This is a genomic window from Sphingopyxis sp. C-1 (genome assembly GCF_001047015.1).
Taxonomy (GTDB): domain Bacteria; phylum Pseudomonadota; class Alphaproteobacteria; order Sphingomonadales; family Sphingomonadaceae; genus Sphingopyxis.
Genome location: NZ_BBRO01000001.1, coordinates 1,082,088 through 1,099,449, shown reverse-complemented (window position 1 = coordinate 1,099,449; position 17,362 = coordinate 1,082,088). Strand labels below are relative to the sequence as shown.

General features: G+C 57.7%; 17 protein-coding genes. 9 read left to right on the top strand and 8 right to left on the bottom strand.

What is annotated here, in order from left to right:
* Window positions 1-2: 2 nt before the first annotated feature.
* The 4 genes from SC1_RS05020 to SC1_RS05005 all read right to left on the bottom strand — a co-directional run bounded on the left by SC1_RS05020 (window position 3) and on the right by SC1_RS05005 (window position 5,929).
* Window positions 3-1,655 carry a restriction endonuclease subunit S gene (locus SC1_RS05020; RefSeq protein WP_062178407.1) on the bottom strand — a complete coding sequence of 551 codons (1,653 nt, stop codon included), beginning with the start codon at window positions 1,653-1,655 and terminating at the stop codon, window positions 3-5.
* The gene (locus SC1_RS05015) at window positions 1,652-3,109 is read right to left on the bottom strand and encodes a class I SAM-dependent DNA methyltransferase (RefSeq protein ID WP_062178404.1); all 1,458 of its coding nucleotides are present in this window, start codon (window positions 3,107-3,109) and stop codon (window positions 1,652-1,654) included. The genes SC1_RS05020 and SC1_RS05015 overlap by 4 nt, the downstream gene beginning before the upstream one ends.
* A 3-nt stretch (window positions 3,110-3,112) precedes the next feature.
* On the bottom strand, window positions 3,113-5,572 hold the full coding sequence (hsdR, locus tag SC1_RS05010) for an EcoAI/FtnUII family type I restriction enzme subunit R (RefSeq protein ID WP_238586579.1): 2,460 nt from the start codon (window positions 5,570-5,572) through the stop codon (window positions 3,113-3,115).
* Window positions 5,573-5,704: 132 nt separating this feature from the next.
* Window positions 5,705-5,929 (bottom strand): helix-turn-helix domain-containing protein, encoded by a 225-nt coding sequence (locus SC1_RS05005; protein ID WP_062178401.1) that lies wholly within the window; start codon window positions 5,927-5,929, stop codon window positions 5,705-5,707.
* A gap of 150 nt (window positions 5,930-6,079) precedes the next feature.
* Between SC1_RS05005 and SC1_RS05000 the strand changes: the two genes are divergently transcribed.
* The 8 genes from SC1_RS05000 to SC1_RS04965 all read left to right on the top strand — a co-directional run bounded on the left by SC1_RS05000 (window position 6,080) and on the right by SC1_RS04965 (window position 12,137).
* Window positions 6,080-6,565 carry a hypothetical protein gene (locus SC1_RS05000; protein ID WP_062178399.1) on the top strand — a complete coding sequence of 162 codons (486 nt, stop codon included), beginning with the start codon at window positions 6,080-6,082 and terminating at the stop codon, window positions 6,563-6,565.
* Window positions 6,562-7,191, top strand: coding sequence for a DUF4230 domain-containing protein (locus SC1_RS04995; RefSeq protein ID WP_062178396.1), 630 nt, complete (start codon window positions 6,562-6,564; stop codon window positions 7,189-7,191). The genes SC1_RS05000 and SC1_RS04995 overlap by 4 nt, the downstream gene beginning before the upstream one ends.
* A 75-nt stretch (window positions 7,192-7,266) precedes the next feature.
* A complete protein-coding gene (locus SC1_RS04990) occupies window positions 7,267-7,638 on the top strand; it encodes a hypothetical protein (RefSeq protein WP_062178392.1) in 372 nt (123 codons plus the stop codon).
* Between the two features lie 285 nt (window positions 7,639-7,923).
* Window positions 7,924-8,250 (top strand): hypothetical protein, encoded by a 327-nt coding sequence (locus tag SC1_RS04985; RefSeq protein ID WP_062178390.1) that lies wholly within the window; start codon window positions 7,924-7,926, stop codon window positions 8,248-8,250.
* A 213-nt stretch (window positions 8,251-8,463) separates the two neighbouring features.
* Entirely contained in the window at window positions 8,464-9,549 is a 1,086-nt protein-coding gene (locus SC1_RS04980) for an AAA family ATPase (RefSeq protein WP_193749113.1), read from the top strand.
* Between the two features lie 385 nt (window positions 9,550-9,934).
* On the top strand, window positions 9,935-11,086 hold the full coding sequence (locus SC1_RS04975) for a site-specific integrase (protein ID WP_062178384.1): 1,152 nt from the start codon (window positions 9,935-9,937) through the stop codon (window positions 11,084-11,086).
* A gap of 137 nt (window positions 11,087-11,223) precedes the next feature.
* Window positions 11,224-11,571, top strand: coding sequence for a hypothetical protein (locus SC1_RS04970; RefSeq protein WP_062178381.1), 348 nt, complete (start codon window positions 11,224-11,226; stop codon window positions 11,569-11,571).
* Window positions 11,572-11,876: 305 nt separating this feature from the next.
* Window positions 11,877-12,137, top strand: coding sequence for a hypothetical protein (locus SC1_RS04965; RefSeq protein WP_062178378.1), 261 nt, complete (start codon window positions 11,877-11,879; stop codon window positions 12,135-12,137).
* A gap of 82 nt (window positions 12,138-12,219) precedes the next feature.
* Here the strand turns inward: SC1_RS04965 and SC1_RS04960 are convergent, their stop codons facing one another.
* A complete protein-coding gene (locus tag SC1_RS04960) occupies window positions 12,220-14,472 on the bottom strand; it encodes a DUF262 domain-containing protein (protein ID WP_062178375.1) in 2,253 nt (750 codons plus the stop codon).
* 181 nt (window positions 14,473-14,653) lie between these two features.
* On the opposite strand from SC1_RS04960, the gene SC1_RS04955 reads away from it, so the two are divergent.
* Window positions 14,654-15,385 (top strand): NYN domain-containing protein, encoded by a 732-nt coding sequence (locus SC1_RS04955; protein ID WP_062178372.1) that lies wholly within the window; start codon window positions 14,654-14,656, stop codon window positions 15,383-15,385.
* Window positions 15,386-15,792: 407 nt separating this feature from the next.
* On the opposite strand, the gene SC1_RS04950 is transcribed toward SC1_RS04955, so the two are convergent.
* The 3 genes from SC1_RS04950 to SC1_RS22095 form a co-directional block, all read right to left on the bottom strand.
* Complete coding sequence (locus SC1_RS04950) at window positions 15,793-16,611, bottom strand: TorF family putative porin (protein WP_062178369.1); 819 nt, start codon at window positions 16,609-16,611, stop codon at window positions 15,793-15,795.
* 131 nt (window positions 16,612-16,742) lie between these two features.
* A complete protein-coding gene (locus SC1_RS04945) occupies window positions 16,743-17,051 on the bottom strand; it encodes a hypothetical protein (protein ID WP_062178365.1) in 309 nt (102 codons plus the stop codon).
* A gap of 133 nt (window positions 17,052-17,184) precedes the next feature.
* Window positions 17,185-17,346, bottom strand: a complete 162-nt coding sequence (locus tag SC1_RS22095) for a hypothetical protein (RefSeq protein ID WP_193749111.1) — start codon at window positions 17,344-17,346, stop codon at window positions 17,185-17,187.
* Window positions 17,347-17,362 lie beyond the last annotated feature (16 nt).

Sequence of the window (17,362 nt, the reverse complement as noted above, 5' to 3'; positions counted from 1 at the left end):
GGTCAGACAGGCTCCAAGGCGTTGTGGAGGACGGCTTCCAGCAAGCGGGAGCGGATGTGTTCGCCCGTGGTTATGCTGGCTTCGAGTTGGTCGCACAGTGCCATCAGCGCATCGACTTTGGCGACGATGCGGTGCTGTTCGGCAAGGGGCGGCAGCGGAACCGACAAAGACCGGATGTTGTCCAAGTTCAGGCCGGGCTTACCGGCTCCATATGCCCGCATGGTCAGTTCTGACCGCCCGCCAGCATCTGCCATCAGGCAGAGCAACAACCACGGCGACAGCCCTGTATCGCATGGCCGGACAAGTCCAACGTGCTGACTGACGTATGCTTCGCCAAGATCGACATCCAGCAGCGCCGGGTTAGTAACGCCTGCGCCCGTGATAACGATAAGGAGGTCGCCTTTCGCAACTTGAGTGCGAGCGCCTTCTGACTTGGCAGGCGGATTGACGCAAGCAAGCCCATCGAGCCGCATTTCCCCAAATCGAATGTTCTGGGCGCGGATGAAGCCGGGGCCGCTTTCGGCGTAATATTCACCCCAGCCGCGCGAACCGCTGGTGACAAGGTTGCAGACATCCCCCAACGCGATGGGGAGCCATGCAGCAGGCAACGCCTCGGCCAAAAAGTCCAGATCACGGGCACTTTCCTTGGGGCGAGGAATGATGCCAGCTTTTGCCAGACGTGCCTTCTCAGACTGCAACCGCTGGAACAATTTTGCAGCAGGTTCATCCGCCGCATCCTGCTCCATCAGTTTGCCGCGCACGCCGAGGTTGAGGATGGTTTGGCGCAGTTGCTTGATTTGGTCGGGGCGGGTGGTGAGTGGGGCGAGGTTGGCCAGCGCGAAGCGGGCGTCTTGGCCGAAGGTTTCGGGATCGGGGGTGTTGAGTTTGGCCAAGGTGGACAGCGTGAACCTGTCCCGCGCCGCCTCACGCTCTGCCCGCGCCGCCTCAAGCTGATCGCACAGGGCCATCAACTCATCGACCTTGGCGACGATGCGGCGCTGCTCTGCGAGCGGGGGAAGGCAAAATGTTCGGCCAAGCGTCTCGCGCACCTTCACGAAAGGTTGCGCCCCGCCATTTCGCACCCAGAAGTCTTCATTGTTGAGATGCAGCATAGCGAATGCTGGCACGGTGATTTCCGGCATCAGCCAAACGATGTGAGTATTCGCTACGGCGCTCCACCGGCCTTGCGCGAGAAAGGCTTTTCCGCACCTCGCGCCCACCGCAGAAAGGATGATTGCCGTTCCTTCGTGCTCCCAATGGTCCAGCCAAACATCCTGCCCCGCAGCCGAGTAGCCGGGGAATCGGCTCTCGCCCGGCTCCGCGTGAAGCTTGCCTTTGATGAGCTTTGAATTGCCGCTCCGCGTTGGAAAAAGTTCAGCAGCTTCGACTTTCACCCATCCCACTCGTGCATCTACTTCATGCGGTGGTGCATTAAGGCTTTTGCCGAGCGACCTGCTCGCCTTCCCCTCATCAAGCAGGCGAGCCTTTCCCGCAGCAACCCGCTTCAACAGTACAGATGCAGGTTCATCCCCAGCATCCTGCTCCACCACGTTTCCGCGCACGGCTAGGTCCAGCACTAACCGACGCAAGCGCGCTATGGCATCCGGCGCGTCGGCGAAGCGCTCGTAGTGTTCCAGCAATAGCGCAGGGTTCATCGTGCCAGCGCCTCGGCCAGAATTGCCTTGAGCTGGTCGCGCAAGTCCGTCGTCTTTGCTTCGGTCTGATTTAGTGCCACCAGCAACTCGGCTGGATCGCCGTGGTCGGCTTCCTCTCTGTGCGGGTTCTTGAAATCGAGGTTATAGCCGCGCGCCTTCACCTCAACGGCACTGACTTTCCATGCTTGCGGGCCTACCTCGCGATCCTTGCGTTCCGCGCCGCCCCACCATTCTACGCAAGAGGCGAAATGCTCCTGCCGGATGGGCTTGGTCATCGAATAGGCCTTCTGCCCCGCTGGCACCTGATGTTCGTAGAACCAGATGTCCTTGGTCGGCTCGCCCTTTTCAAAAAACAGCAGGTTGGTGCCGATGGAGGCGTAGGGCTTGAACACGGAGTTAGGCAGACGGACGATGGTGTGTAGGTTGCATTCTTCGAGCAGCGCCTCCTTCAGCCGGGTCTTCACGCCTTCGCCAAACAAGCTGCCATCTGGCAAAACGATGGCGGCCACGCCGCCCTTGCGCAGCAGGCGGATGAACAGGGCCAGGAACAGGTCCGCCGTCTCGCGCGTACGGAAATGCTGGGGAAAGTTGCTTTCGATGCCGTCCTCTTCCTTGCCACCGAACGGCGGATTGGTGAGAATGACATCGACGCGGTCCTTTTGCTCCCAAGAGATATAGGGCCGGGCAAGCGTATTATCATGGCGGACGAAGCTGGGGTCTTCCACGCCGTGCAGCAGCATATTAGTGACGCAGAGCATGTGCGGCAGCGGTTTCTTTTCCACGGCGCGGAGTGACGCTTGCATGAGCGCCTCATCCTCGGGTCGCTTTACATATCGGTCGCGCATATGCTTCATCGCGCAGGTGAGGAAGCCACCTGTGCCGCAGGAGGGATCGAAGATAATCTCGCCGGGCTTGGGGTCGATGCGGCCTACCATGAACGCGGTGACTGCCCGGGGGGTGTAATATTCCCCCGCGTTCCCCGCAGATTGCAGGTCATTGAGCAATTGTTCGTAAACGTCGCCGAAGTGCTGACGCTCGGACAGGTTATTGAAATCGATGTCGTTGATCTTGTTGACCACCTGCCGCAGCAACTGGCCAGATTTCATGTAGTTGTAGGCGTCCTCGAACACGTCGCGCACGACACGGCGGCGATCTCCGGGCAGGCCAGTGGGCTTCAAGCCCTTCATCGCCGGAAACAAATCTTCGTTGACGAAAGCGAGCAGCGCTTCGCCAGTCAGCCCTTCGGGATCGGCCGCCCAATGGCGCCATTGGAATTGTTCAGGCACAGGCGACCGATAGCCGTCGCGCATCAGTTCCAGTTCCTGATCCTGATCGTCGATGATCTTCAGGAAGAAAAGCCAGCAAAGCTGACTGATGCGCTGGGCGTCACCGTCGACGCCGCTGTCCTTGCGCATAATGTCTTGAACGGATTTGACGAGAGTGCGAACCGACATTGATTAAGCAACTTCCTGATAAAGTTCGTATTGCAAGGCGTGGACGGCATCTTCGAACCCGGTCTTGCCGCCGAAAGCCTTGATGAGTTCGACCGGGGTTCCGAGCGTGTTCAGCGGGGGGATACGCAGCACGTTGGTATCGTCAAGATTGAGCATCCCCTCGTCGGCATACTTGTCGAGCAGCGCGCGCAGCACTGCGCGGGCCTGCTCACCATATTTGACGAACACATCGCGTTTCTGCACATTTTCCGCACGTTCGCGCCGGGTCAGCGGCTTGCGGTCAAACGCAACGTGGCAAATGAGGTCGAACGGATCGAGGTCTTTGCCCATTTCATCAGCGATGACATCGAGCGCTAGGCCTTCGGCCGATAATTCATCGATCAACGCCTGTTTGCGTTCGGCACCATTCCAACGGTTCAGGAATTCGTCCAAGCTGGCGAAGTGCCTGCGCAGCGCCTTTTTTGTGAAGTCTCGCAGGCTCTCGGTGACCAGCTTGCCGTTCTCGTCAAGATATTCCACGCGCTCAGCCACGATCTGCACGGCCACGCCATCGACATAGACCTTGCCGCTCTTGCCGTCACCATTAGTGATGGTGATGTCAGGATTATCGCCGCCGTCGATGATCGTTTCAACATCGCCGGGAGCATCGCCACCGTCGGTGTCATCGTCGCGGATATAATCACCATCATCGGGGGGCGTGACAGGATCATCCGCGCCCGGCTCGTAAATCTGCTCGGGTTTGCCATCGAAGTCCGGGTCGGCGAAATGGTTTGTCGCCCCTCGGAAATCCATCAGTGTGAAGAAAAACTTGCGGCTATCCTCATGCACGCGGGTGCCCCGCCCAACGATCTGCTTAAACTCGGTCATCGACCCAACATCGCGGTCCAAGACGATCAGCCGGCATGTCTGCGCATCAACGCCGGTCGACAGCAGCCGTGATGTCGTGACCAACACCGGGTAACGGCTTTCGGGGTCGATGAAATTTCCGAGCTGCGCCTGACCCTCAGGATCGTTGCCGGTGATCCGCATGACATAGCGAGAATTCTCCGCCACGAGGTCGGCGTTCTCATTGATCAAAGCCTGCCGCATACGTGCCGCGTGCTCCTGATCGACGCAGAACACGATGGTCTTCTGGTAACGGTCGCCGCTTTCTTTCAGGAATTCCGTGACTTTGCGCGCCACGAGCTTAGTCCGGTCATCCAGCACCAGCGTCCGGTCGAAATCGTGCGTGTTGTAAATGCGATCCTCGACCTCATTGCCTTCGCGATCAAGCTGGCCCTTTTCGGGCCGATAGCCCTGAATGTCGCGGTCAACATGGACCTTGATGACCTTGTAGGGCGCGAGGAAGCCGTCGCCGATACCTTGTTTCAGGGTGTAGCTGTAAACTGGTTCGCCGAAGTAATGGATGTTGGACGCGTAGCGAGTTTCCTTGGGTGTCGCGGTCAAGCCGATCTGCGTGGCCTCGGAGAAATGCTCGAGGATTTCTCGCCATGCGCTGTCTTCAGCAGCGCTTCCCCGGTGGCATTCGTCAATCACGATGAGGTCGAAGAAGCCCGGTGAGAACTCCTTGAACAGCTTCTGCCGTTCCTCTGGCCCGGTGATTGCCTGATAAAGGCCAAGGTAAATCTCATAGGCCGTATCGACACGCCGCTTCTTGTCCATCGCGATTGTCAGGTCGATGCTGGTGCCGTCATCGCGTTCGATGGTTTTCGCGTTGGCAGATAGCTTCGCCATAGCCGGGCCAAACGGTCGAAAGTCATTGACCATGGTCTGATCTACCAGCACGTTACGATCAGCGAGGAACAGGATGCGCTTCTTGTGCCCGCCCTTCCACAACCGCCATATGATCTGGAATGCGGTGTAAGTCTTGCCGGTGCCAGTCGCCATGACCAGCAATATCCGGTTCCGACCGGTAGCGATCGCTTCCATGGCCGCGTTGACGGCATTGACCTGATAATAGCGCGGCTGCTTACCGCTGCCGTCGTCATAATAATCTTCGAGAACAATCTCCTCGCCTTCCGGCGTCAGGCCCTTCCACACGGCATATCGCTGCCAGAGCTCACCAGGTGACGGGAATGTATCAAGGGTCAGTGTGATTTCGCGCGTATCGCCTGTGCCGGTGCGGTCATGGAAAATGAAACCATCACCATTCGACGCGAACACAAAGGGAATTTCTAGGGTTTCGGCGTATTCCAACGCTTGCTGCATACCCGCGCCTATGGGCTGGGTGTTGTCTTTGGCCTCGATCAGCGCGAGCGGGATATTGGGCTTGTAATAGAGCACGTAGTCAGCACGCTTGCCTTGACCACGGCTGACCATCTTGCCGCGAACGATGATGCGACCTTTTGTGAAGCTAACCTCTTCCCTGATCTGGGTCATTTCATCCCAGCCAGCCTTTTTGACGGCGGGTGTAATAAACTTCGTGCAAATGTCGCGTTCGCTAAGAGTCTTCTTATCGATCATTGATGCCCGCCCTTCGACGAATGCGTAGAGCCTGATCGCGCCGATAGCCAGTCTTAGAGAAGTAGAAAAAACTGGTCATTCAGTGAACGCGCAAAATCACCCACCTTATATAGGAACAGGATGCAGGCTGATTTAAATCAATGATGGGTCGGTTCTGACTAGCAGGATATGTGGCTCGATCCCGAGCGCATCTGCAATCCTGCCAAGCGCAGCAACAGACGGATTCCGCCTACCTCTTTCAAGGTCGCTGACATAGCTGCGTTCCATTTCCGCCGCCGCCGCTAACTGCTCTTGGGTCATCCCCTTCAGCCTGCGTTGGTGCCGGACATTGACGCCGAGAAGCCGAACCACATCCATACGCCGATGTGGACGGGTGACGCATAGCGCGTCTGTATACCAATCGTGTCATTTTTACTGGCCTCGGCGAGACGTTCCGATAAATTGGTTCGGGACGTGGATGCCTCAACGCGCCGCGTTTGCGGCCAACTCCATGAAAGGAACAATGTGATGAAAAAATGGAAGCCGATCATTCTCGGCGTGGTGGTCATCGTCACTGCCGAGGCCGCCTTGGCACAATCCACGCCCAATTATGATGAAGCAGCTCGGCACGCTGACCGGGCGATACAATCGTACAAGGATTTGCAGCATGAAAAGCAGCTGGAACAGGGACGGGAGGCAATGGCCGGTGCGATGATAGGCCTCCACATTTGCAAGCCGATGCACGATCAAACAGCACTGAGCCGCCGCCAGTATATTGCCTCCGTTGTGAAGGGGCGCGGAAGGCAGAAAGCTGTGGCCAAAGAATGTGCAGGACGTGAGCTTTGGTATCATAGCACCTGCCAACCACGGACGGGCCTCGACGCGCAATATAATGACATTACGGTCACGGAGCCGTCGTGCCCGACGAACTGGGCCGACTGGCCGCCGCCGCCTCCCGTTTTTTCCACAGAATATTATCAGCGGATTGCCGATATAGAGCGTCTATATCAATGAGTGGGAGGGCAATAGGCCTTCTCGCCGCCACCCATGTCGCCGCGCTGGGCGTCGGGTATGCAGTCGCGCCGAAACAGCCTCTCGATACCGAAGCAAAGCAAACCGGCCTGTTCACCCTCGACACCAACAAGGTTCTCGCCACGACCGTCGAAAGTTTGCGCGAGGAAAACAGGCTGCTGGTGTTCAGCTACAAGGGCACGGCCAAAGTTCAGGCTGGGCGAACTGTGCTTTGGCTGTTCGGCGGTGAACAGGAACTCAGCGTCCCGGCCGTGGTGTCCTACTACCTCGACCTGTCCGATCTCAGCCTCGCCGACGTCAGCTATAACGAAAAGGCCAAGCTGGTGACGGTGAAGCTGCCGAAGGTGACGTTGGGCGACATCGCCTTCCAACCGGAGAACGCGACCACGATCAACGGCGGCGTACTGACTTTCAGTGACGAACAGGTCGAGGCGCTGAGGAAAGCCAACTACGCGAATGCCCGCCGCGCGATGGTGGCGCAGGCGCAACACCCCGGACTGCTCAACGCGGCGAAGCGGCAGGCCAAAACCAATGTCGAAAGCTACTTCGCCATACCGCTGCGGATCGCCGGAATGCCGGACGTGAAGGTAGCGGCGACCTTCGACTAGAATCCACAACAGCAACATCAACCCAAGGGCTCCGAGAGAAATCTCGGGGCCTTTTTTGCATTTCAGGAGACCGACATGATTTCCATGACTGACGACGCATCCATCGCGTCCGCACTGCAGCAAAATTACCATCCCGACCTGCTGGATCTGATCCGCCGTCGCCGCGCGATCCTAGGCGAAGATCTGCCATTCTCAGAGATGGCCCACTTTGTCATCGTCGAACCCGGTGACACGATCGACGCTATCGAAGCTGTCATCCGTTGGCCCATTCGGCCGGACCCGGACTGCGGTATTCCGCAATGGGAATGGGTCTTGGTCCATGAAGGCGTCTGTTGGGAGACTGTCTTCGTCCTTTCAGATGACGGCTACGCGGTCGTCCTGTTTGTTCAGGCTGCCGACGGCATGGACCCCGAACTCATCGGTATGCTGAAAGCCTTCTGCACGTAATCTCCGATTGCCGGACTCGACCGCATCTAAAGGGGCCGCCGCTATGCGGCCCTTTTCGTATATACGCAGCGCGCGTCATGCGCATTGCAGATATTGGGAATGTGTAGACGCTATGCCCGAGGGCTTGAAGCCCGGCACTGCCACTCCCACCTTCGATGTCGCGCTGTCTATCGGCTCGCTTCTGCGACCTGCACTTTTGACAACACCTACGGCATTAGCCCCCAGCGCATATCGATCTCTGATCGTTTGGCTTCGAGCGTCAGTCTCGAAAATTAGGTGTAACACATGCGCAAAAACTACATCGATTACGTGCAGCGACGCTTGCCTGCTGCATCGGGCGCTATCGAATTTGAACCCGATGTCATAATGGACTTAAGGGATCTTGAGTTTGAATCGCTTCCCGTTGTCTTGGCCGCCCTGATAGGTCGCGGACACCAAGACAAAGATAGCATCCGGGATTTCTTCGACATTCGGGGTTGTCCCTACGACTGGGAAATCACCGAGTTTGTTATCGATCAGTTCGAAGGCAAAAATCCAAATGTCAGCCTTTGGGCGGCAGACAAGGATGGGGTCTACAATCTGATCGTTAAGCTGCGGACCAAATTTGACTGAGGGCTCGATTGTGCGGTGTCGCGCGAGGCACCGGCGAGCTGAATTCTGAGAATCTGCGCCGTCGATCGGACGACCACTGATCGGCGGCGCGGTCACTATCCACTCACGCGGCGGTCGGACCGGGCCTGAACTTTGCGTGTGCGACCTCCTCTCTACGACTTTCTCTCGGCCGCTTGGGCCAATCGGTCATAACGGTATACGATGGAGAAATGTATGAGCGATCCCAGCGCCAAAAGACCGGTGCCGTCTCTCAAAAAGAAAAACCCCCTTCTTAGATTCACGTTGAAGGGACAAGCGGCCAAGCTCGAAGAAATGGCCATCGAACAGAAACCCTTGCTCGGTTCATTCTGCCTGACCGGTCAGGGGACCGTGCTGTGCGCACCGCCCAATGCGGGCAAGACCCTAATCACACTGGCCATGTTGATCGAGGCGATCGAGGCTGGACGCATAGCAGGCAGCGATGTCTTCTACGTGGATGCCGACGACACGACACAAGGTGTTGCGGACAAAGTGCGCGTCCTGGATGAATACGGCGTCCACGTCGTTGCGGAAGGTTATCAGGGCTTCAAGGCCCGGCTGCTCACACCCGCGATCGAAGAAATGATCCAAGAGGAAACCGCTCACGGGAAACTCATAATCCTCGACACCTTCAAGAAATTCACGCAGCCGATGAGCAAGAGCGAAACCAGCGGGTTTACGGAAGTCATCCGTCGCTTCGTTCTCGCAGGCGGCGCGCTGCTCGCTCTGGCGCACACCAACAAGCATACCGACGCGAACGGCAAGAACGTCTTTGCTGGCGTTAGCGACATCATTGATGACCTCGACTGCGCCTATGTGATCGACGTCCAAGATGGCAGGGACGGAAATCGCATTGCTCAATTGACTAATAAGAAGCGGCGCGGGAACGTCCCGGACAAGCTCGCTTACGCCTACTCCCCCGATCCCGAACTCACGTACATCCAGCGGTTAACGTCCGTCCACGAAACCGATGGCTACGACGGCGGAGCCGACGACGTACTGGATTATAAAACGCCAGATAATGAAATCCTTCAAACGCTGGCGCTGACCATCCATCATGGCGGCGAGACCGGAAAGATGGAAATCGTCCGCAGCGTTGCGGCTCAGGATAAAGTCTCGAAGCGACGCGTCCTGAAGCTTCTGGAGCGATATGTCGGTGAGGATCCGCAAAAGCACTACTGGCGTTATGTCGTGCGCGCTCGCGGCATCCACGTATTCGAACTAATCCGGCCGATTGACGAATTAGTCGAGTTGCTGTCCTCCCCTCGATCAGCCGGGTGAGGGGCAGGCCTCAGTTTCTCAGTCCACCGCCGCATCGCGCGCGCCACTGGCTCCAGCCAACGGCGATCGAATTGCTAGCCCTTCCTTCGACTTAGACCTCGAACAGCGACCACAGCCGACCGCCGAGGAGCAACTGGGTTAGCCTGTATCGGAACCAACGCGAAGTTGCGTCCCCGATACCGGTATCCCTACGTCAACGATCATCTTACCGACGATCTGCGACACCTCGGCGGCGCGGCATAGCCTTCGCCTTCGGCACTTTCCAAACGGCCATTTTCCCAAAGGCCACAGCGCTATCTCGGCCGTCCGGCCACCCCATCCCTCACCGCGACCCGGCGGCGCCCTGTGGCGCTGAGCGATCGCGCGTTCAAAAAGGAAGTTCCTCATGCCTGTCGTAAAACTCGACAATCATTTCTGCCTCAACGCTCGGTGCGAACCCGGCAAAGGCAAGACCGTGTACCGCGACACCGTGATAACGGGGTTCGCCTTCGAGGTCCGCAGCTCCGGCGGCGCGACCTACTACTTCATTTATTCCGACGCCTACGGGAAGTTGCAGACGACCAAGATCGCCCGCTTCGGCGACATCACCTTTGAACAGGCCCGCAAAGTGGCCAAGCGTCGCCTGTCCGAAGTCACCTTGGGCGGCGATCCGGCCGCGAAGAAGAAAGAGGTAAAAAGCATTCCGACCTATGCGGACTTGGCCGCGCAGCACCTCGACCACGCGAAAACCTATCAACGCCGCCCCAGCAACACGGAATCGGTGTTGCGCGTCCATCTAATCCCGAAATGGGGAACATACCGCCTGCATGAAATCACGACGCAGGCGATATCGAAATGGTTCGCCGACAAGATCGCCGAAGGGCTTGCCCCCGCGACGATCGAAAAAATCCGCGTCATTTTCAGCCGATCATTCGAGCTGGGGCGGCAGTGGAACATTGCCGGTGCCGATCCTAACCCCGTTCGTAACGTTCCGCGTCGGCGCTTCAAGAATGCGCGGACGAAGTTCCTGTCGGCGGTCGAAGCTAAGCGGCTGCTTGCCGAGGCGGAGAAATCCGCGAACCCACAACTCAAGAACATCATCGGCCTATTGCTGCTGACCGGCGCACGAAAGACCGAACTGCTGACCGCACAGTGGCAGCATATCGATCTGGAGCGGCGGACTTGGCACATTCCGACGACGAAGACCGGGGTGCCGCGTTACGTGCCCCTGTCACAGGCGGCGATGGACATCATCGAAGCCCTGCCGAAGTTTGACGGATGCCCCTGGCTGCTGCCGAACCCCGCCAAGCTAAAGCCCTACTATGATCTGAAACGGCCGTGGGACACGGCGCGGGATGCGGCCGGGCTCGCCGACCTGCACATTCATGATCTGCGCCATTCGGCGGCGTCTTTCATGATCAATGCGGGAATAGACCTGTTCGCCGTAGGCCGGATTCTTGGCCACGCCGACCATCAATCGACAATGCGCTATAGCCACCTCGCCAACGACACGTTGATGGCGGCGGTGGAAGCGGGCGCAAAGCAGATGCAGCTCTGACTGCTACCCCGTCCATGTGCTGGCCTGTCGGCTGGTGCGTGGACGGGGATCGGGCTCCGGCCCATTTTTTTTCGGCGCGCTGCCGCCGGAAAACATAACTGTCGCCGGTATCGACCGGCACAACGAAAGACAACATCATGAGTATCAAACCCCCGGCTGACCCGAAAAAGACATCAGCCGCGCACATCAAAATTCGTCCGGTATCGGCCGCCACGAAATCGGAAACCGACGCCATGTTCAGTCGTTTGAGCACCCTTCTTCGCAACATCGCGCCGGGCATTAACAAGAACGATCAGGTCACCGCGCTGATCGCTGCCTGCATTGGCGAAGGTGTCGTTACTGGAAAGAAGATCATTGGTTTGGTGAGCTATTTCGGCTTCAACCCCATCCACGTTGCCAAAATGCTAGAACACGGGATCGGCAACGATCCGACCAGCGGCCACTGGCATCGCAACCACGATAGCAGTTTCAGTCTTTTCGAATAGCTCTCAAGGCCCCCGTTCGCTGCTGTTCGCACCAGCATGGGAACGGGGGTAACGATCCTGCCGCTCAGACGCTTCCAAATTTGCCTTTTGCACAAGCGCACGGCCGCTCGCACACCCCCAAACGCACCGCACCTTCGTCGCGACCCTATTCCGCTTTCCGCGAGCTAGGCTAACTCGCCCCCACAAGGGTCAATTTCATCACTGTTGTTAAGCGCGACAATATCAGAGGTTCGCGGCTCGGGCTGGGTCGCATTGCAATCTGCCTTCAGCTACCGCTATGTTAAGCGAAAAGCATAGGAGGATACATGCCCATTTTTTCGGAACAGCTGCACTTTTCAGCAAAAGGTTCGCATAACCAAACCGAAGACTGGTGGAGCCTTTGCTACGACAGCGATGTTGCCGAATTTTATGTAGAGCATGAGTGGGACCACATGGACCCTTACAATATCGGTAAACAGCCTTCGGACAGCGGCAAGGTCCGCATCGCGATCGAAGGATATACTGGCCCTGGCCATGAAAAGATTGATCGTGCGATGCAGTCCCTTTTGAAACAGGCTAATGCCTAGTGGATCCGTGGTCAGCACTGGCAACGGCATCTATCCCGCAGATTGATCCACATCGCGCGGAGCCTTAGCCTAACGGCGCGGGCTAGCTTGGCTGCCGCGCTTTCAAGGCGGCGTCAAACCAGAGGATGGCCGCTTCGCCTTCTTTGCGCGCCACGTCAGTTACGGTCCTACTGTGGCGAATGCTGTTCCGTAGCTCGCCTAGTTGCTCATACTTCCCGATCAGAACAGTCTTGTTGGGAAAGGTGCCCGCGAACTCAGCAGCGGTTGCGCCTGCCTCCATCACACCCCGCAATTCCATCAGGTCGGCAAATTCCAAAGCGCCTGTTAATGTATCGTAACGCCCGCCATCTTCTCCAACAAGCTTGCGCCGTGCACCGGCGACACGTTGATCGATCTTGACCCGGATATGATCGGGCAGTCGGCTGGGTTCATCGTTGAGACGAGATGCCACGAGCTCGCGCAATGCAAGTTCGATCCGCTCAATGTCTTCATCGAGTAGCCGCAGATCGGGTGGCAGGTCGGCTCGACCGCCGATCAGCAACGTCTGAATAGCAGCGGTTATGGTCCGCTGACGTTCTCGGACAAACGCTTCAAAATCGTCTGGCCCAAATGGTTTGCGCAGTAATATGTCGAGCGCCGCAGGGCTGATGAAATGCGTCGCCATCAATGCTTCGATTTTTGGGCGGCCGTTGGTGCGGATCAGCTCCGGCAGGTATTCATTGGGCAGCGAATCATGGATGACTTCGCGATTGGTTTTCCCGGTCAATGGAGTGCGATTAAGAATTGTGTCAATTGCGTTGCCGACGTGATTTTCATTACCCCAAGATTTTGGGACAATGTGGTGGTCATCAAGATCGTTCGGCTTGGGGATCGATCCATCTACCCAGTCACGCGCGCCGGCAATGACAAGCAGATTGAAAATCGCGTTATAGATCGCGAACCCTTTTTTTGTTTCGTTACGAAGGTCGAGAGCTGGCGCTTTGGTTCGAAACTCGGCAATCAGTGCGGGTTCATCTGCCTCGTTCTCAAACCAGCTTCGTAAATCCTGGATGTCCCGCGCTGCGGTCGTTTCGCTCGACGCCGAATATCGATTTGTGAAAATAGATGCCCAGTACCAGAGCCGAAAGCGCCCATCGGCCGCCAATCGGTTCGAAGAAGGCTGTTCATTGACCTCAGCTAACGCGGCCGCGAAGATGGGAAGAATAGCGTAGTAGGGCAGATATGTGGATTTGCTGACGCCGAACTCATGCGGGTGCTTTAGTCGCTCGATTGCATCTTCCAACGCGGCCACGGCGCTTTGCCATCGAGCACGGAAATCATCGGCGTCCGGCACCATCGTCTGTCGTTCGAAGCTGCCGTCTTCCCGTCGGGTCTTCCGTTCCACACCGGGGAGAAGATAGTAGAGATATTTGGGGGAGCAGTATGTCTGCCGCAAGATCGACATGACTTGCAAAATGTAGACGTTCAGCTTGCCGTTATCGACAAAATCCAGCCTTGGTTGGGCATCGTGCCAAAGGGCTTTCAATTGAACGCCTTTGGGCTTGAGCAAGGCGTTCAACAGATCGAATACGTCCAGCCTTACGCCCTTGCTGTTGATCTGTGTAAAAATATCACAGACCTTGTCGATAGGCAGTTCCTTATCCAATTCAATATAACTGACTTGGAAAGTCTCGGTAATACTCTTCAGATGCTCCCCGAATTTTACCGCGTTTTCAGCATGGCGTTTTGCAATTTCTCGGTCGGTCGGATCCTCTGCCTTATCGGCCCTTTCCGACCAATAGGCTGCATAACCTTGAACCCAGTTTGGCAAGACCCAACCGCCGGAGCCGACAACCGCAAGAGGGAAAATGTGGTTATGAAACTGCTTCTCTATATTTCCGTATATTTTCGCGAAGCCGTTAACGCCGTCACCTTTCCCAGGGCTAGTGTACCAAAAGTCGAACGCGTCATCATACTCTTCCGCCATAAATCGATCTACGCGAACGAAGTATAGGGCTCGGTTGACCCGAGTAGGTAACTTTTTATCGGGCGCGATGAAGGCGTAATTGATCGCGGTCAGCCGCTGCTGCCCGTCAAGGACGATATATTCTGGGCTTCCCTCTGCCCTGCCATAAAGGGGCGTACAGGACAGATTCTTGTAGTTGTCTGATGTCCCTTTCCACAGCAGCAGGCTTCCAATGTAGTAATCGAGAAATATGGATCGAGTGAGGTCGCGAATGTCTCGCGCCTTCCATTCAAAATCGCGCTGGAAGTCCGGTACCATGAAGCGTCCATCTTTCAGGCGGCTTATCAGCGACGTCAGGCTCACATGATCGGGCTTCTGGGCTTCACGCATGCTGGGCTCCGGTTCTTTGGTGAATCACGTTTTAGCGTAGGGCGCAACGCTGAGGATGCAATGGCCCGGCAGTAAAAACGGAAGACCTTTCCGGAAAGCGTGGTGGCGTTGATTGCGATGCACCGGCTAGCGCTTCGCACGATTTCAACTTTTCTTCACCGGCGTGTGTCATGCCCACTTCATGACGACCACAACAGAACATCTCGCCAAGCTGGCAGTGCTTATCGATGCCGAGAATATGTCGCCAAAGATCGTGAGCGGCCTGTTTAAAGAGATCGCGACGATCGGCGAGGCAAGCGTCCGCCGCATCTACGGAGACTTTTCCGGAACCCGTCTAAAGGGGTGGGCGGAAGTGCTCGCGGCCCACGCCATTATGCCGCACCAGAATTTCGCCAATGTTGGCGGCAAGAATGCGTCCGACATCGCGCTGGTTATCGACGCGATGGACCTCATGCACTCCGGCCGCTTCGACGGTTTTTGCCTTGTGTCGTCCGACAGCGACTTCACGAGGCTTGCTGCCCGCATTCGCGAGCAGGGCATCGCCGTGTACGGGTTCGGCGAGCAAAAAACGCCGCAGAGTTTCCGGCACGCCTGCAAGCGGTTCGTTTATACTGAAAATCTGACGCACAGCGACGCCAAGGCGGCCGAGGCTACGTCTGACGCTGTAGCCGTCCCAACCGCCCCAAAGCTCCCTCCGGCGGAGGCTGTACCGATCATCAAGGCCGCGCTGAATCGGCTTGACGATCTCGACGGCTGGTACGCGCTCGGCGCTGTGGGGCTACAGCTTCTCTCCGAAATGCCCGACTTCGACCCCCGCAGTTACGGCTGCCCGAAGCTCAGCCAGCTCGTCGAAAAATCCGGGGCATTCGATGTTCGACGCGACAACCTTCTGGTTTATATTCGCCCGAAATGATCTCGGGCATGCGACGAGCCGGGCTGGGCTCCAACTTTTTGATACCTTTCAAACGGGTCCGCATCGGGTCACTTTTGCGAACCTGGTTGAGCCAAAGTTCGTCCGAAAGGAAAGCGCCGAATCCGGAACTCGCTTGCTTTTAGGAATCGATTAGGTGCTTCCCAAAGCGCGGGGCTCTTTCGGCCGGAACCCTTGGTTTTCCTCGGGCCGCATGCGCTGCTGGCCTGTGTTCGTAATGATGGGGTCAGGTGTTCGAGTCACCTAAGCGGCACCATTTTTCTCCAAAATCGCTATAGCTAACGGCGGGGTTCGGACGCGCGCTTTCGGCTCGACCGGAACGTGGTCGCAGCGCGCCAGAGGCGTATCGGCCGGTCCGGACAGCCTTGGCTACCCGGACCGGTTCGCGGTCAGAAGGATGCGGTCAGGCTCGCCACGACTGCGGCATCCGCGATCGATCCGCTTCCATCGCCGCCCGTGCTGAAATTGGGCTGGAGCCGGGCCGCTTCTGCCTTGCCGATGTCGGTGTCGACATAGGAAATATTCAGCGTCAGGTTGCGCCAGGTCGCATCCATACCCAGCGACCAGTCCCAATAACGCCCCGTCGGCGCAACGCTTGTGCCATTGGGGCCCAGTCCCGGATTGCCGTCCGAATAGCCGATATGCGCCTTCGCCGTCAGCGGCGTGCCGCCGATCGCCAGTGCGCCGTCGCCCCATAGATAGAGGTTGTCCTCGCTCTGCCCGCGGCTGTTCGGCGCGGCCGATATGTTGGCGAGCGCATATTGTTTGGGCGCATAAGCGACCCCTGCGGTCAGCGTTGCCGGGCCGGTCGTGCCGGTCAGCTTGACATAGGGTTCGGCGAAATCCGATTCATCGGCGCCGCCCGGATACATGTACCAGATAAGGCCGAGGTCGAGCGTCGCATTGTCCGCGACGGGAAGCTTGTAGCCGCCGATGAGGTCGAGCTCCATATTGGCGCCGCCGAAGGTCCCCCAGCCCGCAAGGTTCGACCCCCACACCCCGGCATAGAGGCCGCTTTCGTGGCTCAGCGTCAGCCCGCCCTGTACGGCCATCCCCTTGTCGGATTGCGACACGCCGCGAAAACGATAATCCGACGCAATCGTCGCCGAGCCCGAAATAGTGACGGCCGGCTTTTGTTCTTCCTGTGCGAAAGCGGCGACAGGCATCAGCGCTGCCGCGAGAACGGCTGCGGATATATAGCTTTTCATATTGTCCTCATGGGTTCGCCCGGCCGGAATGGCGAAGGGCTCGTGAGGCCGTCCGACTAGAGCAGGCGCGCGTTGGAAATCGAGAGGAGCGAAGCGCCGATCGCATAGTGTTTTCACTATGCGGAGCGGGTTTACCGACGGCTGTTTTCGGTATGTGCCGATGCTTCGAAACCGCGTGCCGGCAAACGCCGCCAACGCTCGGACACCTCAACGCTTTCCCAAAGCCCGGGACCGACGAAGAGTAGCGCGCTTCCCGCGCTGCCGCAAAGGAACACGATCGCCGCGAGCAGCAGCATCAGCGACGACATGTGCTCGCGGCCCGGCATCGCGAGCGCGATGTGATGGAGCCGTACCGCACCCGACCAGCCGACGGCGATCAACGCGATCCCGCTCGTCCGCAGGCCGATGTTGGCGGCAGGGCTTTGATGCCATTGTTTCATAGAGACCTCCGAAGGAGGCCATTCACCTACGCATGACCGCGTAGGAATTCGAGAGCGGGAAACGGCCTGGCGCATTGAGATTGCATATGACCGGGCGAAAAACGCTGCGTTTGAACCGGCATCGCAGGTCGGATCAGATCTTGCTCGCCACGTCTGCCAGGAAAGCAAAGAGCGCGATGATGGCGCACATATAGATGGTCAGGAACAGCGGGCCTTGCGCGCCCAGCCAGTCGACGATGCGATGCTGCGCGCGCGAGGATCGGGTGGCGCGGGGTTCGATTTCATGTCCGGTCATGCACCTCATCTAGTGG